Annotated in this window: 22 protein-coding genes and 1 pseudogene; 10 read left to right on the plus strand and 13 right to left on the minus strand. The window is 66.5% G+C overall.

Features of this window, described 5'->3' with window-relative positions:
- Positions 1-96 precede the first annotated feature (96 nt).
- Positions 97-840: a hypothetical protein gene (locus ACXPWS_RS13655; protein WP_458712928.1), complete on the plus strand. Its 744-nt coding sequence runs from the start codon at positions 97-99 to the stop codon at positions 838-840.
- On the opposite strand, the gene ACXPWS_RS13660 is transcribed toward ACXPWS_RS13655, so the two are convergent.
- From ACXPWS_RS13660 to ACXPWS_RS13670, 3 genes are all read right to left on the minus strand, one after another.
- Positions 826-1,212 carry a site-specific integrase gene (locus ACXPWS_RS13660; RefSeq protein ID WP_458712929.1) on the minus strand — a complete coding sequence of 129 codons (387 nt, stop codon included), beginning with the start codon at positions 1,210-1,212 and terminating at the stop codon, positions 826-828. The genes ACXPWS_RS13655 and ACXPWS_RS13660 overlap by 15 nt on opposite strands.
- 32 nt (positions 1,213-1,244) lie before the next feature.
- Positions 1,245-2,348, minus strand: a complete 1,104-nt coding sequence (locus tag ACXPWS_RS13665) for a hypothetical protein (RefSeq protein ID WP_458712930.1) — start codon at positions 2,346-2,348, stop codon at positions 1,245-1,247.
- 146 nt (positions 2,349-2,494) lie between these two features.
- Positions 2,495-3,247, minus strand: a complete 753-nt coding sequence (locus tag ACXPWS_RS13670) for a GIY-YIG nuclease family protein (RefSeq protein WP_458712931.1) — start codon at positions 3,245-3,247, stop codon at positions 2,495-2,497.
- An 89-nt stretch (positions 3,248-3,336) separates the two neighbouring features.
- Between ACXPWS_RS13670 and ACXPWS_RS13675 the strand changes: the two genes are divergently transcribed.
- Together ACXPWS_RS13675 and ACXPWS_RS13680 are read left to right on the plus strand one after the other, a co-directional pair.
- The gene (locus ACXPWS_RS13675) at positions 3,337-3,573 is read left to right on the plus strand and encodes a hypothetical protein (RefSeq protein ID WP_458712932.1); all 237 of its coding nucleotides are present in this window, start codon (positions 3,337-3,339) and stop codon (positions 3,571-3,573) included.
- A 2-nt stretch (positions 3,574-3,575) separates the two neighbouring features.
- Entirely contained in the window at positions 3,576-4,151 is a 576-nt protein-coding gene (locus ACXPWS_RS13680; RefSeq protein WP_458712933.1) for a hypothetical protein, read from the plus strand.
- 269 nt (positions 4,152-4,420) lie between these two features.
- On the opposite strand, the gene ACXPWS_RS13685 is transcribed toward ACXPWS_RS13680, so the two are convergent.
- Positions 4,421-5,224, minus strand: a complete 804-nt coding sequence (locus tag ACXPWS_RS13685) for an RsiV family protein (protein WP_458712934.1) — start codon at positions 5,222-5,224, stop codon at positions 4,421-4,423.
- A gap of 152 nt (positions 5,225-5,376) precedes the next feature.
- Between ACXPWS_RS13685 and ACXPWS_RS13690 the strand changes: the two genes are divergently transcribed.
- On the plus strand, positions 5,377-6,798 hold the full coding sequence (locus tag ACXPWS_RS13690; protein WP_458712935.1) for a CYTH and CHAD domain-containing protein: 1,422 nt from the start codon (positions 5,377-5,379) through the stop codon (positions 6,796-6,798).
- Here the strand turns inward: ACXPWS_RS13690 and ACXPWS_RS13695 are convergent.
- Both ACXPWS_RS13695 and ACXPWS_RS13700 read right to left on the minus strand, forming a co-directional pair.
- Positions 6,795-7,382 carry a GPR1/FUN34/YaaH family transporter gene (locus ACXPWS_RS13695; RefSeq protein WP_458712936.1) on the minus strand — a complete coding sequence of 196 codons (588 nt, stop codon included), beginning with the start codon at positions 7,380-7,382 and terminating at the stop codon, positions 6,795-6,797. The genes ACXPWS_RS13690 and ACXPWS_RS13695 overlap by 4 nt on opposite strands.
- A gap of 75 nt (positions 7,383-7,457) precedes the next feature.
- Positions 7,458-7,817, minus strand: coding sequence for an ArsR/SmtB family transcription factor (locus ACXPWS_RS13700; protein WP_458712937.1), 360 nt, complete (start codon positions 7,815-7,817; stop codon positions 7,458-7,460).
- An 85-nt stretch (positions 7,818-7,902) separates the two neighbouring features.
- On the opposite strand from ACXPWS_RS13700, the gene ACXPWS_RS13705 reads away from it, so the two are divergent.
- Both ACXPWS_RS13705 and ACXPWS_RS13710 read left to right on the plus strand, forming a co-directional pair.
- The gene (locus ACXPWS_RS13705; RefSeq protein ID WP_458712938.1) at positions 7,903-9,231 is read left to right on the plus strand and encodes an NAD(P)-binding domain-containing protein; all 1,329 of its coding nucleotides are present in this window, start codon (positions 7,903-7,905) and stop codon (positions 9,229-9,231) included.
- The gene (locus ACXPWS_RS13710) at positions 9,228-10,445 is read left to right on the plus strand and encodes an MFS transporter (RefSeq protein ID WP_458713533.1); all 1,218 of its coding nucleotides are present in this window, start codon (positions 9,228-9,230) and stop codon (positions 10,443-10,445) included. The genes ACXPWS_RS13705 and ACXPWS_RS13710 overlap by 4 nt, the downstream gene beginning before the upstream one ends.
- On the opposite strand, the gene ACXPWS_RS13715 is transcribed toward ACXPWS_RS13710, so the two are convergent.
- The 7 genes and pseudogenes from ACXPWS_RS13715 to ACXPWS_RS13745 form a co-directional block, all read right to left on the minus strand.
- Positions 10,405-10,824: an arsenate-mycothiol transferase ArsC gene (locus ACXPWS_RS13715; protein WP_458712939.1), complete on the minus strand. Its 420-nt coding sequence runs from the start codon at positions 10,822-10,824 to the stop codon at positions 10,405-10,407. The two genes, ACXPWS_RS13710 and ACXPWS_RS13715, sit on opposite strands and share 41 nt — an antisense overlap.
- A 61-nt stretch (positions 10,825-10,885) precedes the next feature.
- Positions 10,886-11,936 (minus strand): annotated as a pseudogene (gene arsB, locus ACXPWS_RS13720) (ACR3 family arsenite efflux transporter); the annotation flags it as partial.
- A complete protein-coding gene (locus ACXPWS_RS13725) occupies positions 11,933-12,307 on the minus strand; it encodes a metalloregulator ArsR/SmtB family transcription factor (protein WP_458712940.1) in 375 nt (124 codons plus the stop codon). The gene ACXPWS_RS13725 and the pseudogene arsB, both read right to left, overlap by 4 nt.
- Before the next feature lie 83 nt (positions 12,308-12,390).
- Positions 12,391-12,750 carry a hypothetical protein gene (locus tag ACXPWS_RS13730; RefSeq protein WP_458712941.1) on the minus strand — a complete coding sequence of 120 codons (360 nt, stop codon included), beginning with the start codon at positions 12,748-12,750 and terminating at the stop codon, positions 12,391-12,393.
- Positions 12,747-13,352 carry a hypothetical protein gene (locus ACXPWS_RS13735; protein ID WP_458712942.1) on the minus strand — a complete coding sequence of 202 codons (606 nt, stop codon included), beginning with the start codon at positions 13,350-13,352 and terminating at the stop codon, positions 12,747-12,749. The genes ACXPWS_RS13730 and ACXPWS_RS13735 overlap by 4 nt, the downstream gene beginning before the upstream one ends.
- 64 nt (positions 13,353-13,416) lie before the next feature.
- Positions 13,417-15,495 (minus strand): FUSC family protein, encoded by a 2,079-nt coding sequence (locus tag ACXPWS_RS13740; RefSeq protein ID WP_458712943.1) that lies wholly within the window; start codon positions 15,493-15,495, stop codon positions 13,417-13,419.
- A 56-nt stretch (positions 15,496-15,551) separates the two neighbouring features.
- Positions 15,552-16,205, minus strand: a complete 654-nt coding sequence (locus tag ACXPWS_RS13745; RefSeq protein WP_458712944.1) for a glycoside hydrolase — start codon at positions 16,203-16,205, stop codon at positions 15,552-15,554.
- 166 nt (positions 16,206-16,371) lie between these two features.
- Between ACXPWS_RS13745 and ACXPWS_RS13750 the strand changes: the two genes are divergently transcribed.
- The 4 genes from ACXPWS_RS13750 (at position 16,372) to ACXPWS_RS13765 (ending at position 20,445) form a co-directional block, all read left to right on the plus strand.
- Positions 16,372-18,261 carry an alkaline phosphatase family protein gene (locus ACXPWS_RS13750; protein ID WP_458712945.1) on the plus strand — a complete coding sequence of 630 codons (1,890 nt, stop codon included), beginning with the start codon at positions 16,372-16,374 and terminating at the stop codon, positions 18,259-18,261.
- Positions 18,262-18,283: 22 nt separating this feature from the next.
- On the plus strand, positions 18,284-18,664 hold the full coding sequence (locus ACXPWS_RS13755) for a DUF4267 domain-containing protein (RefSeq protein ID WP_458712946.1): 381 nt from the start codon (positions 18,284-18,286) through the stop codon (positions 18,662-18,664).
- Between the two features lie 55 nt (positions 18,665-18,719).
- On the plus strand, positions 18,720-19,052 hold the full coding sequence (gene fdxA / locus ACXPWS_RS13760; protein WP_458712947.1) for a ferredoxin: 333 nt from the start codon (positions 18,720-18,722) through the stop codon (positions 19,050-19,052).
- Between the two features lie 85 nt (positions 19,053-19,137).
- Positions 19,138-20,445 carry an acyltransferase family protein gene (locus tag ACXPWS_RS13765; protein WP_458712948.1) on the plus strand — a complete coding sequence of 436 codons (1,308 nt, stop codon included), beginning with the start codon at positions 19,138-19,140 and terminating at the stop codon, positions 20,443-20,445.
- The last annotated feature ends 1 nt before the right edge of the window (position 20,446 follow it).

Here is a 20,446-nt window from a genome sequence, read left to right on the forward strand (position 1 = left end):
TTTTGTCGTTCGGTAGGTGGGGCCAGGCAGGGGCCAAGTTGCCAAGAAGTTGCCAAGGCCTATCGGCGCGTCTCCCGGTTGCCCGCGGCAAGGCCGGTGGACGGCTGGTATGACATCGGCATGCGAGTGCCGACACGGGTTCTGATCGGTGTCACCGTCGCTGCCGGTGGCGTCGCGCTCTACTGCCTGTATCGCGGTCTGGGAATCCATTTCGGTTGGCCGCCGCCAAGAATTGAACTCGGCAACCTGTCGGAGGCGTTGGGCGCGTTGTTCACCGTCTTGGCGGTAGGTGCCGCGCTGTGGATTGCCAACAGTGATCGGAGAGACCGCGCTCGAGAGCGCCACGAGCAGGATCTGACGCACGCTCGTCTGGTGCTGGTCACGGTGTCACCGGTGAGTCACCCGTCGGCGGCGATTGAGGTCGAGGTGCGCAATTTCGGGCCGCTGCCAATTATCGATATCGAGCTGGCGGGCGCGAGTTGGACGGAGCATCCCACCGCCCGATTGGCGGTGTCGTTCGGGCAGTACGTCGGAGTAGTTCGTCCGGCGACTGCTCGGCGGCGACCAGTGCTCATGTCGACTATCGAATTTGAGCGCAGCGCGACGACGGTCTTGGACTTCATCCTTCGGTTCAAGGACGAGCTTGACGATAGCCGGGCGCTGACTGAGCCGACAGCCCGGACTGCCGGATACCAACACCCGAACTACGAGCCGATCGACTTGGCGAACGTCGTGGTCAAGGTTCGGTTCACCACGGCTGACGGTGTGCGGTGGGAAACGCCGACCGAGGGCGGCGGCGCGGGGGAGCCGGTCCGTGTGTCGCGATCAGCCAAACAGTGATGCGCCCGCTGCTTTGAGCTCGTCGGCCTTGGCGTCGGCGTAGATCGACAACGACACCGCGGGGTCGTGGCCGTGCCAGGCGGCGACGATGTGCACCGGCTGACGCTGGTCGAGCATCAGGCTGACGCTGGTGTTGCGCAGACCCTTGAGCGGGATACGGCGCAGTCCGGCGCGCTCACGCAGTCGCTCGAATTCGTCGGAGTACCAGTCATGGCCCACGGGTTCGCCGTCCTCTCGGACAGCGACGAATCGGTCGTCGGACCACGCGACGCCGAGCGCCAGCGCCTCGGTCCGCTCGCGCTGTCGCCGGCATGGTGCGCGATGACCGAGGCCGTGCAGACCGCGGTGAACGCAGGCGAGTGCCCGTGTCATGCGCCCGTTCCGGTGTAGGGCCGACCGGCCAATCAGTCGCCTTGCTTGACCAGAACGTCGATGCGTCCGATTTCGCTGCCTGCTGCCTCGACTATGACGCACCAAAGCCCAAAATCGTTCGGACCGATAGATGCAGCTAGGTCGACAATCACTGGAATGCGCACAATCGTGCCCGGTTTCGACACCACTACGTCAACGATCTTGCGATCACGCTGTGAGTCTTCGGGCGCTCGCAGCTCGACCGACATCCGATAGGTTCCCGACTCCATTTGTCCAGCCTCGATCACACACAGCACCGGTACAGCGAAGTCCGACGGCACCTGCCGGGCGGTCCAGTTCGACCACGCACCGTGGACGATATGCAGTAGCCCGCCGCGGTCGATTGCGATGTAGTTCGCCAGCATCAATGTGGACAGTCGGAGACAACTAGCGTCGTCATCTGGGCCGCTTGCATCCTCGGTAGCGACAACAGCGTGACCGCACCCCTCGGCCTCGCGCACCTGGCTGTTCATAGGCGGAGGGTCGAGCAGAACACCGCTGCCGCCACCGCCCCCACCCGGCCACTGGCCGGGCTGCCCGTCAAGGATGACGATGGGTCCATCGCCACCACGACCGGCGATACCGCCGCCGATGACGCCACCACCGCCACCCGAACCGAGCGGACCCCCACCCATGCCGCCGACATAGATGGTTTCCGCAACCACATTCACGGTCGGTCGCTCGGATTTCGTGATGACCTCGCGCGCTTCGGAGTCGGTCAGCTTCCAGCCGACGTCCGGATCACCAGCAGCCACCGCTGCGTCGTAGGACCTGAGCTGCGCCAGCTTCCAGTCGTGCAGGATTGGGGCGGGGTAACGGCTCTCCAGGTCTTTTTTGTCGATCATGTCGGCATGAAACAGGCACAACACCAGCAGGTTGCCGACTGATCGGTTTGTGTCGGAGTCCATCGCCGGGTCCCAGCGGGGGCCATTCTCCGACCTCGCGCAGATGTGCGCGATGCGCGAATTGAGGACGCGGTGACCGTCGCCGTCCATTCGATACAGCGGGTCGTTACAGCCGGGCTCGGCACAGCACACCGCGTTGGCGTAGAGCGATTTCGCTGTGGCATCAGTGACTTCGGGGTGTTGCTTGGGCATTAGCAGGCCACAGACCGTCCGCCGTAGACCGTGCTCGGTCGTGATTGCCAACATCTCACGGCCCGGATCATAGCCAGGGCTAGGGACGAATCTGTCAAACTGCACGACGGTCTGACGGTTCGGCGTGTCCGTGCAGATGACTAGAGCTACATGAACGACCGGCGGCGCTTGAACGCTGCGATGTCGGCCCTGGACAGCATGAACCACTCGCCGTTTCGGCGGCGGTCCCGAAAACGGTCGTGCCAATAGCGTTCGATGCCCACAGCGTCGTCCGTCTCGATGGTGTGCACCACCTCCAGCTTTTCGGGGAGCTGTAGACCAATCTCGTAGGCGCGCCGCCCGTGGTCGTTGGACCGCCCGATCTTGTGGAACTTGCCCGATCGCATCAGATAGACGTAGCCCGGCACCGGCTGCACGGTGTCCTGGTCTCCGGTGTCCTCGTCGGTGGGCTCGACTGATGGTGCATCGAGGACAGCGGGCAGCAGAGCTGCAACGTTGGCGAACTCCGGCGTGCGCGCTATGAACTCGCGTAGCCGTTGGACCTGTTGAGGCTTGGTGCCGAGACGACTTCCGAACACGTTTGCGCTAGGGAACTCGGAGTTCGATCCCCGCTCCATCCTCAAATGCGCGTTCGTAGGGAACCGCCCGACCATGCTGGCCAGCAGCGCAAGATGGCGCAGAAGGTCGTCATCGGTATGCCTGCGGTGCTGCATTGCGTTCGGTACGTAACCGGCCTCGCGTACTGCATCGCTCCACGACAGCCAGTACCGCCCTTGCCAGTAGTAGTCGGGGAGCCCGGTCTCGGCGATGAAGCGATCCCTACCGACGGGTACGCCGCCGTTCTCTTCGGCCAGTCGCTGAATCGCCGCGATCACCGCCGCTTTGTCCGCCCCGTCCATGCCGGGATCGTAGCGACGGATGGCCCGCTCGTGGACACGGACGGCTGGACCGACGGTGACGTGTCGGTGTGCAGTCGTACAGTCCGAACATGGCACCAAGTCCGACACCGCAAGCCGTGATCGAGGGATTCCTGTTGCGATCGCGTCGGGTGATGGCCCACTCGCTGATCCGCGAGCAGGCCGCGCTGATGTCGAAACTGCATTCCGGTGCGGTCACCCTGCTGGTCACCGTGAACACTAAGACTGGCGAGGAAACCCACCGGATCAGGGGGAGTACCCGCCCGAGGAGGCGCTCGAGTCGCTGGCGAGCCGCGTCCGTCCGCTGATCTTGAGTTCAGAACCGATCTACTACGACAAGGTGCTCAGCGCCTTGGAGGACCTGGTCGGGTCCGAGGCACTGAATGAAGAGATTGACCTGGCGTGGTGGCGTAACTACTGGCGGCATGTGGTTGATGCGAACTTGGATGCGCAGGCCTTCTGGGTCTCGACCCCCGACGGCTCAACCACCGACCGGAAACTGATGTACGCGTGGCTGTACGGCGATGTCGTTCACGCAACTTCGCCCAGATCGCCGGTTATTCGGGGGCTGAGTATCGACCGCCGTTACCACGCTGCTGCTCCCGGCATCGCGCGCATCTGCGACCGCGTGATCTACACGCGGATCATGCTCATGGGGCTGATCGACAAAGGTCTGCTGACCGTCGATGCCGACGTGCTCAGCGCCGATGTGGTTGTCACGAATACCACGGTGGACGAGCCTGTCGAGGTATTCGTAGGACCAATCGGTGAGCCTGTGCCGGACAACCTGACCACCGTTGGACCGGCAGCGTTGGACCCAGCCATATGGAAGTCGCCGCACCAGGAAATCACTCAAGGTGGTTACGCGGATGACCTCGCGCCGTAGCCAGTGGTGGTGTCCGAACAGGCGTTCGTCATGTTGCCGCCAAGTTGCCAAGACGCGGCCGGACGCCGTGGACACCGCCTCACGGGGTGCACGCTAACAGCTTGCTGACCTGCACGTTTAAGACGCCATCGAACAGGGGTTCACATTCTCCGACTCACTGGGGGTCAAGTGGTCGCAGGTTCAAATCCTGTCAGCCCGACAAAAAAGACCAGCCTTGAGCTGGTCTTTCTTGTTTCTGGGCCGGCGCACGAAGGTGCCGGTCGAAAGCGTTACGCGATCATCGGGTCGATCGCCGACCGCGGCACCAGCGCGTGCAGCGGCCCGGCCGAGGCGGGCAACAACACCCCCTGGTCGAAGAAGAAGATCACCCCGTCGTTGACCACCGCGAAGTTCTGATAGTTGGCCGGGTTGTACAGCGCGGCTTGCGCGAACGGCAACGGCGCCGGCGGCGGGGGCGGCGTGGTGGTCGTGCTGGTCGTTGTGGTGGGCGTGGCGGTCGTCGTAGCCGGGGTCGGTGGTGCGGCCGGCGGCGGGGCCAGCTGCTGCTGCAGTTCGGACTGGACGATCGGGGCGACGGTCTTCAGCGGATCGTCCACTCGCCACAGCGGCGTGTGTTCCTTGTCGTCCGGCGCGGCCGTGTAGGTGATCGCCTTACGGAAACTCTGGTCCCAGTTGAACGCCTTGTACGTCCGCTGAGGCCCGCTGCCGACATCCTGGGTCACCGAGAACACCACGGCCTGCGTGCCGCGCGGCGGAACCGACGAGCTGTACTTCGCCGGCTCGATGCTCAGCGCGTACGGCGTGGTGCGGGCCGCGCCGGACTTGGCGGTATTGAGGAAGGCGTCGCGTGTCTGGGAGATGTAGTCGGCGACCGACTTCAGGTCGGGGTAGTCCAGCGGAATGCTGATGTCGACGCTGTACCCGGGATCGGAGAGCCGGATCTCGCACGTGCTGCCGGTGTTGCCGCCCTTGAGGTCGGCGCAGTAATCCTTCGGGGCTGCCACCGCCACGCCGGCCGAACCGAACATAGCGGCGACCGTCACGACCACCGCCGCCACGCTGAATGAGCGCATGGGTAATACCTCCTAGCAAACGCGGCAACGCACCGCGACCACAGGTTAACGCGAGGCGTGCCAGCAAAGCGAAATCGCCTGCGCACCGTGGTCAAGCCGGCGGCATTTGGGGTCGGCAACGCCAGCGATTCGCGCAGGTTTGAGACATCCCCGTGGGGGCATTCGAGGTGATGCACGAACAGCTGAAACGAGAAATCAAGTGGACAGTCGGTGACCACTTCGTCGTGCCCCCGCTGGATGACGTGGTGCCGGGCGCGCACGTCGAAATCGCCGTCGTCGACCTGGAAAGCGTCTATTACGACACGGCGGAACATGACCTACGTGCGCACGGCATCGTGGTGCGTCACCGCAGCGGTGACGACGACACCGGCTGGCACGTGAAGCTGCCCGCCGACCAAGGGCGCCTCGAATTACACTGGCCGGCATCGGAATCCATGCCCGACGAGCTGTCTCACGTGCTCGCTGGAGTGTCATTGGGTGAGCCGCTGCGCGATATCAGCACTATCCGGACGCACCGGCGACGACACCGCGTCAAGAGAGGTGGCGCGACACTGCTGGAACTCGCCGATGACGGAGTCCGAGCCTCCAGCGGTGCGGACTTGCTGGCATGGCGTGAAATCGAGGTGGAGCTGGGGGCGGGTATCGCGCGGGTGCCCAAGTCCCTGCGCAAACGGCTGAAAGCCGCCGGGGCGCGCCATCCGCGATACCCTTCGAAACTCGCGCGCGCGACGGGTGCGAACCAGTCCCGTCGCCCGTCGGCCAAGGCGCCCACAGGGTTCGCGGTCTACCTCGACGCGCAAATCGACCAGATCATCCGCGGGGACATCGAGCTGCGCCGTGGGCATGACCCGATTCACGACACCCGGGTCGCCATCCGGCGCACCCGCAGCATCATGCGGGTTTTCGCGAGGCACCTCGATCCCGGTGTCGGCACATTCGATGCCGAACTGAAGTGGTTCGCCGAAGCGCTGGGCCACGTGCGTGACGCGCAAGTACAGCAACAGCGATTCGGCGGCGCCCTCGACGACATTGCCTCCGACCTGGTCCTGGGTCCGGTGCACGCTCGGATACGCAGCCACCTGCAGGGCGTCGAACTACCGGCTCGCACAGCTATCGACGACGCCATGGCGACCGAGCGCTATCTCGACATCCTCAAGACGTTGAGGAGGTGGCGCACCAATCCTCCATTGGTGGGCGATATTTCAGTGCAGGCTCTTCGTGATGACGCTCGGCGAGCCAGCCGGAAAGCGCGGCGCCGCCTGCGGCGTGCCCTCGATCACGACGACACCGCACTGCTGCACGGAGCGCGGAAAGCCGCGAAGCGGGCCCGGTACGCCGCCGAACTGGTGGCTCCGGTCGACGGATCGGCGCGGCGACGGATCAAGGAACACAAACGCGTGCAATCGGTGCTAGGTGACCACCAAGACGCCGTCGTGGCCATGGACGTGCTGAGGCATCTCGGCACGACGGCAGGGACGTCGGCAGGGGAGAACGGCTTCACCTTCGGCATTCTGTACGCCCGCGAACAGCGCATCGCTGCGCAGTGCCGCGTCCTGGTGCACGGGTTGACTTAACGGATCACCGGCCGGCCCAGGGGGAACGCCCTGCCGCCCAACTCCTCCCACAGTGCCGCGAAGTAGAAGTAGATCACCACCGCCACGAAGACGAACACGAGCCAGCCCGCCGTGCGGTTCGCGAGCACACTCCCGGTCTGGTTGCCGATGATCAACAGCACCAGAACGACATCGACGATGGCGAGGACGGCGGGGTAGAGCCACGGCAGCCGGAGGGTGAGCACGGTGAGAAGCCCGATCACCAGTAGCCAACTGGCCAGCCACAGCGTGGTGGTCTGGCGAACATCGGAGGCTGCGATGCCGAACCAGCCGTGCGTGAGACCCAGAGCGAGTACCGCATAGCTGCCGTAGAACCCGAAGAAGGTGCCGTAGATGGTCGCGTTGACGTTCTGGCGCAATGCCGCCGACCAGATGGTGGTGATGAGCAGTCCAACAGCGGTCGCCGACACCAGGATCGGCACCGCCGCCGCCGACGTACTGACCAGACCGGTGTTGGCCGCTCCCAGGCCCAGCGCGCCAGGGATGATCAGCGGCAGTCCGATCAGACCGGGGTTGCCTTCGACCGGTTCGGCAAGCGTTGTCACGGTGTCGAACGGTAGGTGCGCCACGGCGCGGCAGCGATAGTTCTGCTCGGCGTCAGGCGAAGTCTGCCCGTGCGGTTACGCCCAATTGGTGGAGATCGCGACGCCGATCTGATTGAGAGCCCGTGTGTCGACCCGGTAGTACGCCCATTTTCCGCGCTGCTCACGGCTGACCAGACCGGTGCCGACGAGTTGTTTCATGTGGTGAGAGACGGTGGGCTGGCTCAGTTCCAGGGGTGCGGTGAGGTCACAGATGCACGCTTCGCCGTTCTCGGACGCCGCGATCAGCGAGAGCAGCTTGACCCTGGCGGGGTCTGCGAGCGCCTTGAAGACGGCGGCCAGTCGCTCGGCGGCGTCCGTGCTGATGACACCACCGGTCCGCGGCGAGCAACACGCGGCAAGGTCGTCGACGGCGACGGGTCCGGCGGTCGTGGGCATGACCCGATCATCGCACACGTATTGACAAACTTCGATGGGTCAACCAAAGTTAACGCATCGAAGAACGTCGATGTGAGGAATGCTGATGAGTGATCTGCCCGTCGTGGTGATCGGCGCCGGCCCGCAAGGTCTCGCGGCGGCCGCGCATTTGTTGGAGCGTGGACTGCAGCCACTGGTGCTCGAGGCGGGCAGCGGCGCGGGCGCGGCGATCGAACATTGGGCCCACGTACGCACCTTTTCGCCATGGCCGGAGCTGATCGACACCGCGGCCATCCGTCTCCTTCAGCCGGCGGGCTGGCCGACGCCGGACGCGGGTTATCCCACCGGGCGCGAATGGATCGACGCGTACCTCACCCCACTGGCCACCGCGCTGGGGCGACACGTTCGTTTCGGCACGCGTGTCGTGGCTGTGTCACGGCGCGGGCGGGACCGGCTGGTCAGCGATGGCCGTGCCGACCAGCCGTTCGTCGTGCACGTCGTCGATGCGGGCGATCATGAATCTCGGATCGACGCGCGAGCGGTGATCGACGCGTCCGGCACGTGGGGTCAACCCAATCCCGCCGGCGCAGAAGGTGTTCCGGCGATCGGTGAACGCGACGCGGCGGCCGCAGGGCTGGTGTCCTATGTTCCGCCGTCACCTGCCGACTCCGCCGCCTTCCGCGGCAAGCATGTGGTGGTGATCGGCAGTGGCCACTCGGCCATGACGGCGGTGATCGATCTCGCCGAGCTGGTCCGCGACGAGCCGACCACCACGGTGTCGTGGGTGTTGCGACGCGGTGTTGTCGGTGACACGTTCGGCGGCGGCACGGCCGATGAGCTTCCGCAGCGCGGGGCGCTGGGCGTGCGGTCGCGCGCGGCGGTCGACACCGGTTTGGTGCGGCTGGTGACCGGGTTCCGCACCGAGCGCATCGAAGTCGATTCGGGACGCGCGTCGGTGGTCTCCGAGAACGGCCAGGCGCTGCCCGCAGCCGATCATGTGGTGGCGCTGACCGGATTCCGGCCCGACCTGTCGTTCCTGTCGGAGCTGCGGGTCGAGCTCGACCCCGTCCTGCAGGCCCCGGTCAAACTCGCACCCGAGATCGACCCGAACCTGCATTCGTGTGGCAGTGTGTCGCCGCACGGCGCGGCCGAACTCGGCCACCCCGAACCCGACCTGTACATCGTCGGGATGAAGTCCTACGGCCGCGCCCCGACATTCCTGGCGATGACCGGCTACGAGCAGGTCCGCAGCATTGCCGCCGAGCTGGCCGGTGATCACGAGGCCGCCCGGCGGGTGGAACTGGTCCTGCCCGACACCGGCGTCTGCGGCGGTGCGGGGCTCTTCGACGATCCCGACGGGGTCAACGGCGGCGGGTGCTGCGGGGCCACGGCAAGCCCGCAGTCACTGTCCTTGTCGCTCAACCCGATTGGCTGATAACCTCGCGCCATCGACTGCGGGCGGTGCTCGTCACGCTGTGCGTCACCGAGATCACCAGCTGGGGTGTCCTGTACTACGCCTTCACCGTGCTCTCGGGGCGCATCAGCGCTGACACGGGGTGGTCGGCCCCCGCGGTGACCGGTGCCTTCTCGGCCGGACTGATGACCTCGGCGCTGATGGGCATCATCGTGGGACGGTGGCTGGACCGCCACGGCCCGCGCTGGATCATGACCGCCGGGTCGGTGTTGGGCGTGCTGGCACTATTGGCGGTCGTCGCCGCCCCCAACTATCCGTGTTTCGTGGGAGCGTGGATTCTCGCTGGTGTGGCGATGAGCGGGGTGTTCTATGCCCCGGCGTTCGCGGCGCTGACCCGTTACTTCGCCCCTGACGCCGTGCGCGCACTGACGTTGCTGACATTGGTGGCAGGTTTGGCGAGCACCGTCTTCGCACCGTTGACCGCGGCACTGGCGAGTCACTTCAGTTGGCGGCAAAGCTATTTGGTACTGGCCGCGGTACTGGCGGTGGTGACCATCCCGGCGCATCTGTTCGGGCTGCGCCGGCCATGGCCGGCGCATACCCACACTCATCACCTCGAAGCACCGACTCAGATCGCGCGCAGTCGGCCATTCCGCGCGCTGACCGCCGCGTTCGCTCTGTCGGCGCTGGCCTCCTATGCCGTCATCGTCAACCTGGTGCCGTTGATGGCGCAACGAGGTTTTGGCACCAGTGCCGCCGCCGTGGCCCTCGGCCTGGGCGGTGCCGGCCAGGTGCTCGGTCGGCTCGGCTATCGCAAGCTGGCCGAGCGGATGGGCGTGGTGCCCCGCACGGTCGCGATCATGGCAGGAGTCGCGGTCAGCACTGCGTTGCTCGGGGTGTTCACCTCGCTCTTCGCGCTCGTTGCCGTGGCAGTCACCGCGGGGGTGGTGCGTGGCATCATGACGCTGCTACAGGCCACCGCCGTCACCGACCGTTGGGGCGCCGCGCATTACGGGCATCTCAGTGGCATTCTGTCCGCCCCGGTCATGATCACGACAGCGCTGGGGCCGTTTGTCGGCGCGGCGCTGGCCAGCCGGCTGCCCGGTTACCCGGCGATGTTCGTGGTCCTCGGTCTGGCCGGTGCGGTCGCGGCCGTCCTTGCCATGGCCACGACGCCAAGGGCCAACGCGGGCACTAGCCGGCAGGTGGGGTCAGGCGGGTGGTCAATTCGGTGACGCGGCTGCCGATATCGTCGCGGATCAGCCGCATTCGTTCGAAACCCTCGATGCCGCGCAGGGACGGTTCGTCGGTGTCCCAGATTTCGACGGGGGTGCCACCGACCGGGTCGACGTGAGCCTGGGTGCCCAGGACGACGACCAGGTCGGCGGCGGCAACGAGGTCGTCGGTCAGTTGGGTGGCTTGATGGGCGCTGATGTCGACGCCCAGCTCGGCAAGCACGTCGACGGATTGGGCGTTCACGCCGGGTTTGGCTTTGGTCCCCGCGGACGTCGCGTCGATTCGATCACCGGCGATGTGGTGCATCAGGCCTTGGGCCATCACGGATTTGCCGTTGTTGCTGACGCACACGAACAGCACCTTCGGAGTGTCGGTCATGAGGTGGGTTCCGTTCTCGTCGTCACGTCCGCGGGCAGATGCTCAGAGGAGTGGTGGCTGAAGCGCTTTCGCAGGGCCAGCGACACGTAGACCAGCGCCACCAGGACCGGCACCTCGATCAGCGGCCCGACGACACCGGCCAGGGCTTGCCCCGAGGTGGCGCCGTAGGTGGCGATCGCCACGGCGATGGCGAGTTCGAAGTTGTTGCCGGCGGCGGTGAACGCCAGCGTGGTGGTGCGTTCATAGCCGAGGTCGAGCAGCACCCCAAGCAGGTAACCGCCGCCCCACATGATCGCGAAGTACGCGAGCAACGGCAGCGAGATGCGGACGACGTCAAGCGGCCGGCTGGTGATTTGATCGCCTTGTAGCGCAAAGAGAATGACGATGGTGAACAGCAGGCCGTACAACGCCCACGGCCCGATGCGGGGCAGGAAAGTCGATTCGTACCAGTCGCGGCCCTTGGTCTTCTCGCCCAGGCGCCGCGACAGGTAGCCGGCGGCCAGCGGAATGCCCAGAAAGATGAGCACCGATTTGGCGATCTGCCAGGGCGAGGTGGTGATCGTGGTCTGCTCCAGACCGAGCCAGCCCGGCAGCACCGACAGGTAGAACCAGCCCAGGACGGCGAACATGACGACCTGGAATATCGAGTTCAGCGCCACCAGGACGGCGGCCGCTTCACGGTCCCCGCAGGCCAGGTCGTTCCAGATGATCACCATCGCAATGCAGCGGGCCAGGCCGACGATGATCAGTCCCGTGCGGTATTCGGGCAGGTCCGCCAACATCAGCCAGGCCAGCGCGAACATGAGTGCCGGGCCGAGCACCCAGTTCAGCAGAAGCGAGGACACCAGCAGTTTGCGGTCCCCGGTGACGGTGTCCAGACGGTCGTAGCGAACTTTCGCCAGCACCGGATACATCATGATCAGCAGACCCAAGGCGATCGGCAGTGAAATCCCGTCCACCTGAACCTTTTCCAGCGCGGTGTTCAGACCGGGGATCCACCGGCCGAGCAGCAGTCCGGCGACCATCGCTGCGCCGATCCAGATCGGCAGGAACCGGTCCAGGGTGGACAGCTTGCCCACGACCGCCGGTGCGGAACTGGTGGTGTCGGTCATGCGGTGACTGGCAGCCGGGTGTTGGTGCCCAACAGCACCGCAAGGCTGGACAGTGCGTCGGCGACGACGGTGTAGTACACCCAGGACGCGCGGCGCTGTGAGGTGAGCAGCCCGGCGTCGCGGAGGACCTTGAGGTGATGCGACACCGTCGGCTGTGACACCTGCAGCCCGTCGGAGACGTCGCAGACACATGCCTCCCCGCCCTCGCGGCTGGCGATCGCGGAAAACAGTTGCAGCCGAACCGGATCGGCGAGCGCCTTGAGCTTGACGGCCATGTCGGTGGCTTCGGCCGCCGACAGCGGTTCACGCAGCAGTGCCCCCGGCGCGCAACAGGCCTCCGGGTCGGCCGTGACGACCCTTGAATTCGACATTCATCGATATTGACAGTTATCGATATCATTCGCAAGGCGGCGCCGATTCCGACGAGGCCTTTCCGGGGTGCCGGCCTGGCTGCTCAGGCCCCGCGATTGACCTGTTCGGACCGGGCGCCGCCGGAAACCAGTTCGACGCTGTCACCGATGTCGATCGTGACCTCGGCGGTCGCCTGGAACAGGCCGTAGAAGTCATCGGTCCTGGCGAAGGTATGGGCCCGCGCGAACAGCGGCTGGACGTCGAACACGCGTACCCGAAGCTTCTCCCGGGCGAGCCGGCCCAATTCTCGGCCGGACTCGGGATCGGTGATCACCTGACCCGATTCGGCGTGTACGGCGAAGACCATCCCGGGTGTCACGCCTGCCTGCGCGCCGCGGTTGATGACCAGGGTGTAGTCGTCCTCGACGAGCGCGACTCGACCGCGGAGACGCTCCCCGTTCACGATGCCGCCAGGCCGGCCCGGATCCGCGGGCGGTTGTTGTGGTCGTCGAGCGACAGCAAGGCCTCGACGTGGCTCGTCGCATCCTGCTCGGTCCCGAGCGTGAGTTCGACGGCCGTCTTGGCCTGGAAGAGGGCGATCATCGCGTGCTGGTGACGCTCGGCGCCGAACGAGTTGAGGGCCAGCGTGAGCTTCTTGTCGACGTATTCGACCGAGCGGTGCAGGTCCGACGCCGGAGCGGCAGATGCGCCGTACCAGCGCTGTCCCAGCACGCCGACGGCGATCGAGGAGACCGGGACAACCACCACGATGCACACCACGCTGAACGGTCCGTGCAGTGCGATCGCGCCGACGATGCCGGACAACACGATGACGCCCATGAAGATCAACCGGCGCAGGGCAGGCGGCACCGCCTCGAACGCGCGGGCCACCCCGCGCAGCACGCCCGCACCGTATCGCGCGGTCGCGGCCAGGAACCGGACACCGCGCTCACCGGCCTTGAGGGCGATGCGGCCTACCTCGTCGGCCTGCTCGCGGGTCACCCGGGAGGTGGGCATCGTCCACACCCGCTGCTCGGCGGACGTCACATTCGCATCAACAACCACATCCGTATCATCGCGCCCACCCGTCCGAACCCGGTTTCGGCGCGCCGAGAAACCGCAGGCATCTTCACACCCGGCTGGTCACCTCGGCCAGCGTCCGGTCCAGATTGTTCAGCGCCCGCACCGCGGCGCGCACCGGGCCGGGCGGAATGTCCGACGTCGTCATCACATCCACAATCATTGCCGCCGTGCGCTTTCCCGGGATCTGTTCATTGTCTCCGGCAATCATCTGCTGGACGTCGGCGATGGTGTCGCAGACATGGTTCGCGGCTTTTCGCAGCGCGACGGCGGTGACCGCGGGCACCGCGGTGTCCGGGTCGGCCCTGGCGGCATTGACACCGGCCCGGGCCAGAGCGTGCGCGGAGCGGTTTCCCGCCTGCAGCCCGCGCACCAGCCGCGCCGCGCCGCGCCGACTACGGACCGCGGGCCCCAACTGCAGCGGTTTCCCGGCCTTCACCACCTCCTGCAGCGCGTTGTCCAGATTGCGCGTCTGCGCCACGAGATCGGTGTCACCGCCCGGCGCGAGCACCGAGTCGATGCCCGCGTCGATCACCTCGGTCAGCCGATCGAAGTAGTCGCCCGTCTTCTCGACGAACGTTGCGCGCGTGCCGGTGGTGAACACGAAGTACGCCGACGCGATGCCGACCGCCCCGCCCGCCGCGGTTTCGGCGATGCGCAGCTCGAGGACTTCGACGCTGAAATTGCCCAGCAGTCCGTACAACATCGCCAGCACGACCGTGACGAAGAACGTCAACCACGCGTAGGCGATGGTCACCAGATAGAAGGCGCAGAACACGCAGAAGACCAGCACCACAATCTGTACCGGCGGATGCTGCCCGATCAGCGTGGCCAGCAGCACCCCCGCGACCACCCCGGCGATGGTGCCCACGATGCGATGACCGACCCGGGTCAGTATTTCGCCGCGGGTGGAGACGCCGGTGAAGACCAGGAAGGCGGTCAGCACCGCCCAGTACCACCGGTCGGGGGAGATCAGCTCGCCGAGGACGGTGGCCGCGCTGGTGGCGACCGCCACCTGGATGGCCGCTTTTGTGCTGGGATTCAAGCCCGACTTCTCGTCGCCGTCGGGCGACGTGTCGGGTTCCGGCTCGGTGGTATCCGCGGTGCCCAACGCGTTGGTGGTGATGTGGTGGATGGCAAGGTGTGCCTGCACGGCGCGGTAGCCGACGACGGTCGCGACACCTGCCGTCGTGGCGGCGTCGGCACGGTCGGCAGCGGCGGCCGCGCTCTTGCGGGCCGCCCGCAGCTCATCATCGGACGGCTTGTCCTGCAGGCACATTCGAAGGGCGATGATGGTGTCGACGAGGCCGCCGGTCCACGCGGCAGCCGAATCCAGCCCCCAGAGCAAGCCGGCCATCTGCTCGACCGAGATCTGTGCGTCGAAGACCCGCAGCGCGAGGTCATCACTGGTCACGCTGAGTGACTGCGCCGCGTCGTGCCGCCCCAGCCAGTCATCGATCATCAGCGCGGTCTCACCCAGTTTGTCCAGGCGGCGCCGGACCGATGCCAGGTCGTGCTTCTTGCGATCCTTGGTCACCGAATCCAGCACCGTGACCGATACCCCGCGCAACGCCCGCACCAGGTGTTGCACTTCCGCGCGCGGCCGATCGGGAAAGACCACCGTGCGCACGAACAGAGTGGAGCCGATTCCGACCGCGATGGCGGCGGTGAGTACCGGTAGCTGCCCGGGAGTGGCGTGGATGAACAGCGTGAAGAAATACGCCATGAACGCGACCATCCCGAGCGCATTGCCCCGCGGACCGAACCGGCGCACCCAGACGGCGGCGAACAGCACAGCGATGAAGCCGACGTCGGCGATCACGCCGAACGGTGCGAGCATCGCCGCCAACGTCGCCGCTCCCACCGCGGGGAACACCAACAGCAGCGTGGTGACAACCCGGCTGTGTTGGCGCTTGTCCTTGACCGCCGCCGACGATTGCATGGCGACGATGGCGCCGAGCATGGCCACGGTGACCGGTTGATGGGTGACCCGGGTGAAGGTCAGCAGGGCGACGATGGCCAACACCAGCGACAGGGTGGTGGCCGCGGCGCTACGCAGCCGCAATCGGCCCGGATCGGAGTCGACGATGAATCGTGCCGCGCGATCGCGAAGCGGCGACGTGTCCATCCGTCGATTGTGCGGCACTGGGTTCGGCAGCCGGTGACGCACCGGCTGCGTCCTCCCTAGGACTGCATCGACCCCAGGTAGTACATCTCATGCCCGGTCGGATATCCACCGCCGTCGGTCGCGATGTGCACGTGGTCGAAGTGGTTGGCGGTCTCGTTGCCGTAGTCGGCGGTCCAGCTGGGTGCGCCGATGCCGGGATAGAAGCCCTGCCGCCAGATCACATGCAGCACGCCCCAGCGTTCCGCGTTGGCAAGGGCATACCCGGCGATCTGGTTGCCGAGTTCGATACCGGCGTCGGAGTGGTAGTTCGGGATCATCACGTCGATCGCCAGTCCGTTGGGATGCCATTTCAATGGATCCTGGCGGTACCCGCCGATGGTTTTGATCTCCGGGAACATCATGCTGATAGCGCGCGCGACCCAGATGGTCTTGATCTGCAGCCCGCCCTCGGGGGTGATGCCCTTGTTGAGCGGGAAGTCGAATACGCGTGCTTCCTCCGACGGCGCACTGGCCGCCAGCAACTCGGCCTTGGTGGTGGTGACGGTCGCCGTCGGTACGGGGGCGGCCGATGTCTGACGCGGCACAGTCGTCGCGGTGGCATCCGGTGTGGGCGTGGTGGTCTGGGCATAGACCATGGCCGCGGACACCGCCAGCGACGCCGCGAGAGCCAACCCGCGGCCGCGACCGCCGGCCAGTAGCTTCACGCCCACGAACAGCACTGTAATCAGTCCGTCCGGCAAACATTGGATGTTCGCCATCTCCGGTTCACGGCGTTACGCCAGTCTGAACACCCTCGGCCGCGGATAACCAAACCTGTGTGGATCCTGGCAGCGGCCGCGTACCCTCCAGTCTCGAACAGCGGATCGGAGATATCTCGTGAAGACGGTCAAACAAGTGTGCCTCGGTGTCGCCGTGGCCGGTGTGATCGCCGGCGCCGGGTCTGTCGCGGCCACTGCGGTGGCCTACGCCGATCCGGCCGACTCGGGCTCGAACAGCTCCGCCGGCGACGGTGGCGACAGCACCGGTGGGGGCGCCGGCACGTCGACGCCCAAGGCGGATGCCGCCACCACGACGTCTTCCACGAAACCCGCTTCGAGCGCCGAATCCTCCAGCGCCACCAAGCGGGGGACCAAACCCAAGACGCGCCGAACGGCAGGCGAAAAGGACGCCAAGACAACCGAATCGGTGGACGTGGCAGCCGCAAGCACCACGACGTCCAAGCGCAAGACCGTGACACTGGACGCGCCGGTCGGCAAAGCCGATGACACCGTCGCGGCACCGGCGGTCAGCCACCAGATCACCACGGCCACGGAACCGAGCCCACCCGCCACGCCGGCCGTCGGCACGGCGCCCACGCTCTCGGTGGCGCTGCCCGCCACGCCCGCACCGGCGCCCGACCCGGTACCGCTTCCGCTGCCACTGGTGCCCGCCACCCCGGCTACCTCGAATCTGGCCACGGCCACCGCCACCACCCGCAGCCGCAACATGAGCACCAGCGCCGGTGACGCCGTCGCTCAGATCGCCGCTGCCCCAACGCAGCACGTGCTGGTGATCGGTATCGACGGCACCAGCCTGGGCCGGCTGCTCGGTAACGACGAGAACGGCGACAACCAGAATTTCCTCGACCTACTGGACACCAGCACCTCCGGCGCATCCAGTATCCAGGGCCACACCACCATCTCCAACCCGTCCTGGACGACCATGCTGACCGGCGTGTGGGACACCAAGAGCGGGGTGATCAACAACATCTTCAACCCGCAGGTGTACAACGTCTGGCACACGGTGTTCGACCGGCTGGAGGCCTGGAATCGGAACACCGTCACCAAGACCATCGCCGACTGGGATGTGATCACCGACATTTCCAGCGCGGGCACCTACGGTGCGGATCAGTCCGTGCTGATACCACGCGTGGCCGGCGACACCAACTGGTCGCAGACCGATGCCGCGGTGACCGACGAGACCGTCAAGACGATCCTGGGCCTCGACCAGGGATACCAGGACGTCCCGAACTTCCTGTTCAGCTATCTGGTCCAGGTCGACGAGAACGGCCATGCGCACGGCGGCGCTTCCACTCAGTACGCGGACGCGCTGACCCGCACCGATGAGAACCTCCGGCTGATCCTGAAGGCGGTCGCCGACCGCGAGACTGCCACGGGGGAGGACTGGACCGTGCTGGTCGTCACCGACCACGGCCACCAGCCGCAGCTGGGATTCGGCCACGGGTTCCAGACTCCCACCGAGACAACGACTTTCGTCGTCGCTGATGGACCTGATTTCGGGGACGGGAAAGTCAACCTGCAGTACTCGATCGCCGACGTCACGCCGACGATCCTGAGCCTGTTCGGCGCGCCGCTGTCCAGCGATTTCGACGGCGTGCCGCTGACCGCGCACGGCCCCGGTGCCACGCCCGCCAACGGCGTCAAAGATGCACTCAAGGATGCGATCGCCGATATCGGCTACCCGGACCTCGGCACCCAGGTGCGACTGAGCGTGCGCACCATCTTCGCCTCGATCCCGTACTTCCTGAACCAGTTCACCGACGGTCTCGTCGCGCAGCTGCAGGCCGTGGCCAATCAGGGCATTTTCCTGATCAGCACCATCGCCTCGATCTCGGTGCTCCCGGTGCAGTTCGTCGCGGACGTGCTTTTCCAGACGACCAACGTGCTGGGTAATCTGGTGGGTCTGCTGACCGGTGCGGGCGTGATCCCTCCCGGCGACTCGACACCGCTGCCGGTCACCTTCCCGGAATCGGCCATCGCGGTCTGACTCGCGTTCTACGCTGCCAGCCATGCCGAAAGATCGCGCCGCTCTCGTCGCGGGCAGCATCCGTCTTGCTTCCGGGGTGTCCTTTCTCGTCGACCCGCTGCGCGCCAACCGGCTGTGGGGCGAGCCCAACGATCCCGGACCATCGGCACGTCTGTTGTTGCGCTCCATGGGTTATCGCGACGCCCTGATCGGCGGGCTGTTGCTGGCCGCCGGACTGCGCGGCCGGGACACCCGCGGGTGGTTCTTGGCCTCCGGCGGCGCCGACGCCGCCGACCTGCTGGGCGGGGCCAGCGTGCATCACGACCTGACCCGCGGTCAGCGGATCATCGGCCTGGGTGGCGCGGTGGTCGGCATCGGCGTCGGGTTGTGGGGCGCCACCCGCAACAGGGACTTTGGTCCCTGATTTCGAGTGCCTTCGACAGGCGATACCACGGCGCCCACTCCGTAGCGTCGCGGTCATGACCTACGTGATCGGAAACGCCTGTGTGGACGTCATGCACAAGTCATGCGTCGCGGAATGCCCTGTCGACTGCATCTACGAAGGTGCCCGCACCATGTACATCAACCCCGACGAATGCGTGGACTGCGGCGCCTGCCGCATCGCTTGTGAGGAGGACGCGATCTACTACGAGACCGACCTCCCGGAGGACCAGATGCCGTACCTGGCCGACAACGCGGCGTTCTTCGGCGAGGTGCTGACGGGCCGAGACGAACCGCTCGGCGCGCCCGGCGGTGCCGCCTCGCTCGGCAGGGTCGGCGTGGACACGCCGCTGATCGCCTCGCTGCCATAGATCTCCCCGTCGCTTCGCTCGCCCCAGCCGCGAATCGCGTAGTCCTACTCATCCGTGCCGTCCGTAGTTCAGGCAGGCTGGTCTCATGGCGATCACCGACTCCGTGAACACGCAGACCGACGCGGTCACCCCGGTCCGCGACCGTGCCATCGACGTGGCCCGCTTGGCCGCTCTGGTGGTGGTGGTCATCGGGCACTGTGCGCTACTGCTGGCCACCATCGACACCCACGGTCTGCGCATCGGGAACATTCTCGGTGAACTGCCTGCGCTGGCACCGGTCACCTGGGTACTACAGGTGATGCCGCTGTTCTTTCTGGCCGGCGGCGCTGCCGGCGCCTACGGTTGGCATCCGGGCCGATCTGCTTGGGGCACATGGCTGTTCACCCGGGCACAGCGATTGTGCCGTCCGGTTTTCTGGTATCTGGCGTTCTGGGCGGTGGCCCTGCTGGCCGCCCGCGCGATCCTCGGCGCGGAATCCGCGGCGGGGCTGGGCCGCGAATGCGTCGCACTGCTGTGGTTCCTCGGGGTCTACCTGGTGGTATTGGCCTTCGTGCCGGCGCTGACCCGGCTGCGCAGCCTGGGCACCACGGCCGGGGTGCTGGCCGGCCTGCTCGCCGCCGCCGCGGCGTTCGACGCCCTGCGGTTCGCCGTCGGCACACCCGAGGCTGGATTGGCCAACTTCGTCATCGTATGGCTCATCCCGGTGGTCATCGGCGTGGCCTACGCCCGAACGCTGATCCCTCCGATCACCGCGCTGGCCGGTGCCGCCGTCGCGCTGGCCGCCCAGGTGCTGCTCGCCGCGACCGGCCCGTACGACGTGTCCCTGGTGGTCACCGGGACTGACCGGATGTCCAACGTCTCGCCCCCGACCACGCTGTTGGCCCTGCACTGCACCTGGATGTCGTTGCTGTTCGTCGCCGCGGCCGGGCCGATCCGCCGGTGGGCGCAGCGGCCGCGGGTGTGGCGCGTCATCGCGACCGGCAACGGGGGAGCGATGACGCTGTACCTCTGGCACATCCCCGCCATCGCGGTGGCCACCTTCGGCCTGCACGCCGTCGGGCTGGACGCCTATGACGTGCACGCGCCGGGATTCTGGGGTCTGCTCGCATTGCGCGAGGTGGTGTTCGGCATCGTGATGGTGGCCCTGTTCATGCTGCTCTCGCCCCTGGAGCACCGCCCGCTGCCGTGGTGGGACCGCCCGGCGAAGGCGACGGGCGCACGTTCGGTGGCGGCGGGCGTGCTGGTGTGTCTGGCGGGTGTGGCAGTGCTGCTGATGGCGAAGTACGGGTTGAGCGGGGTGCAGGGCTTCACCGCGCTGGCCGCTTTCCTGGTGGCGGCTGCCACGGCCCGGCTCGCGGTGGCGTTGCCCGGACCTGTCCCCACCATTCGGTAGG

The organism is Mycobacterium sp. BMJ-28 (genome assembly GCF_054404835.1).

Bases quoted from the DNA above. Each gene is read 5' to 3' on its own strand.
- ACXPWS_RS13665 (WP_458712930.1), bottom strand. From the start codon at position 2,348: ATGCCCAAGCAACACCCCGAAGTCACTGATGCCACAGCGAAATCGCTC.
- ACXPWS_RS13740 (WP_458712943.1), bottom strand. From the start codon at position 15,495: ATGGACACGTCGCCGCTTCGCGATCGCGCGGCACGATTCATCGTCGAC.
- ACXPWS_RS13715 (WP_458712939.1), bottom strand. From the start codon at position 10,824: ATGACCGACACTCCGAAGGTGCTGTTCGTGTGCGTCAGCAACAACGGC.
- ACXPWS_RS13755 (WP_458712946.1), top strand. From the start codon at position 18,284: ATGCCGAAAGATCGCGCCGCTCTCGTCGCGGGCAGCATCCGTCTTGCT.
- ACXPWS_RS13765 (WP_458712948.1), top strand. From the start codon at position 19,138: ATGGCGATCACCGACTCCGTGAACACGCAGACCGACGCGGTCACCCCG.
- ACXPWS_RS13700 (WP_458712937.1), bottom strand. From the start codon at position 7,817: ATGCCCACGACCGCCGGACCCGTCGCCGTCGACGACCTTGCCGCGTGT.
- ACXPWS_RS13685 (WP_458712934.1), bottom strand. From the start codon at position 5,224: ATGCGCTCATTCAGCGTGGCGGCGGTGGTCGTGACGGTCGCCGCTATG.
- ACXPWS_RS13705 (WP_458712938.1), top strand. From the start codon at position 7,903: ATGAGTGATCTGCCCGTCGTGGTGATCGGCGCCGGCCCGCAAGGTCTC.
- ACXPWS_RS13725 (WP_458712940.1), bottom strand. From the start codon at position 12,307: ATGTCGAATTCAAGGGTCGTCACGGCCGACCCGGAGGCCTGTTGCGCG.
- ACXPWS_RS13670 (WP_458712931.1), bottom strand. From the start codon at position 3,247: ATGGACGGGGCGGACAAAGCGGCGGTGATCGCGGCGATTCAGCGACTG.
- ACXPWS_RS13660 (WP_458712929.1), bottom strand. From the start codon at position 1,212: ATGACACGGGCACTCGCCTGCGTTCACCGCGGTCTGCACGGCCTCGGT.
- fdxA (WP_458712947.1), top strand. From the start codon at position 18,720: ATGACCTACGTGATCGGAAACGCCTGTGTGGACGTCATGCACAAGTCA.
- ACXPWS_RS13675 (WP_458712932.1), top strand. From the start codon at position 3,337: ATGGCACCAAGTCCGACACCGCAAGCCGTGATCGAGGGATTCCTGTTG.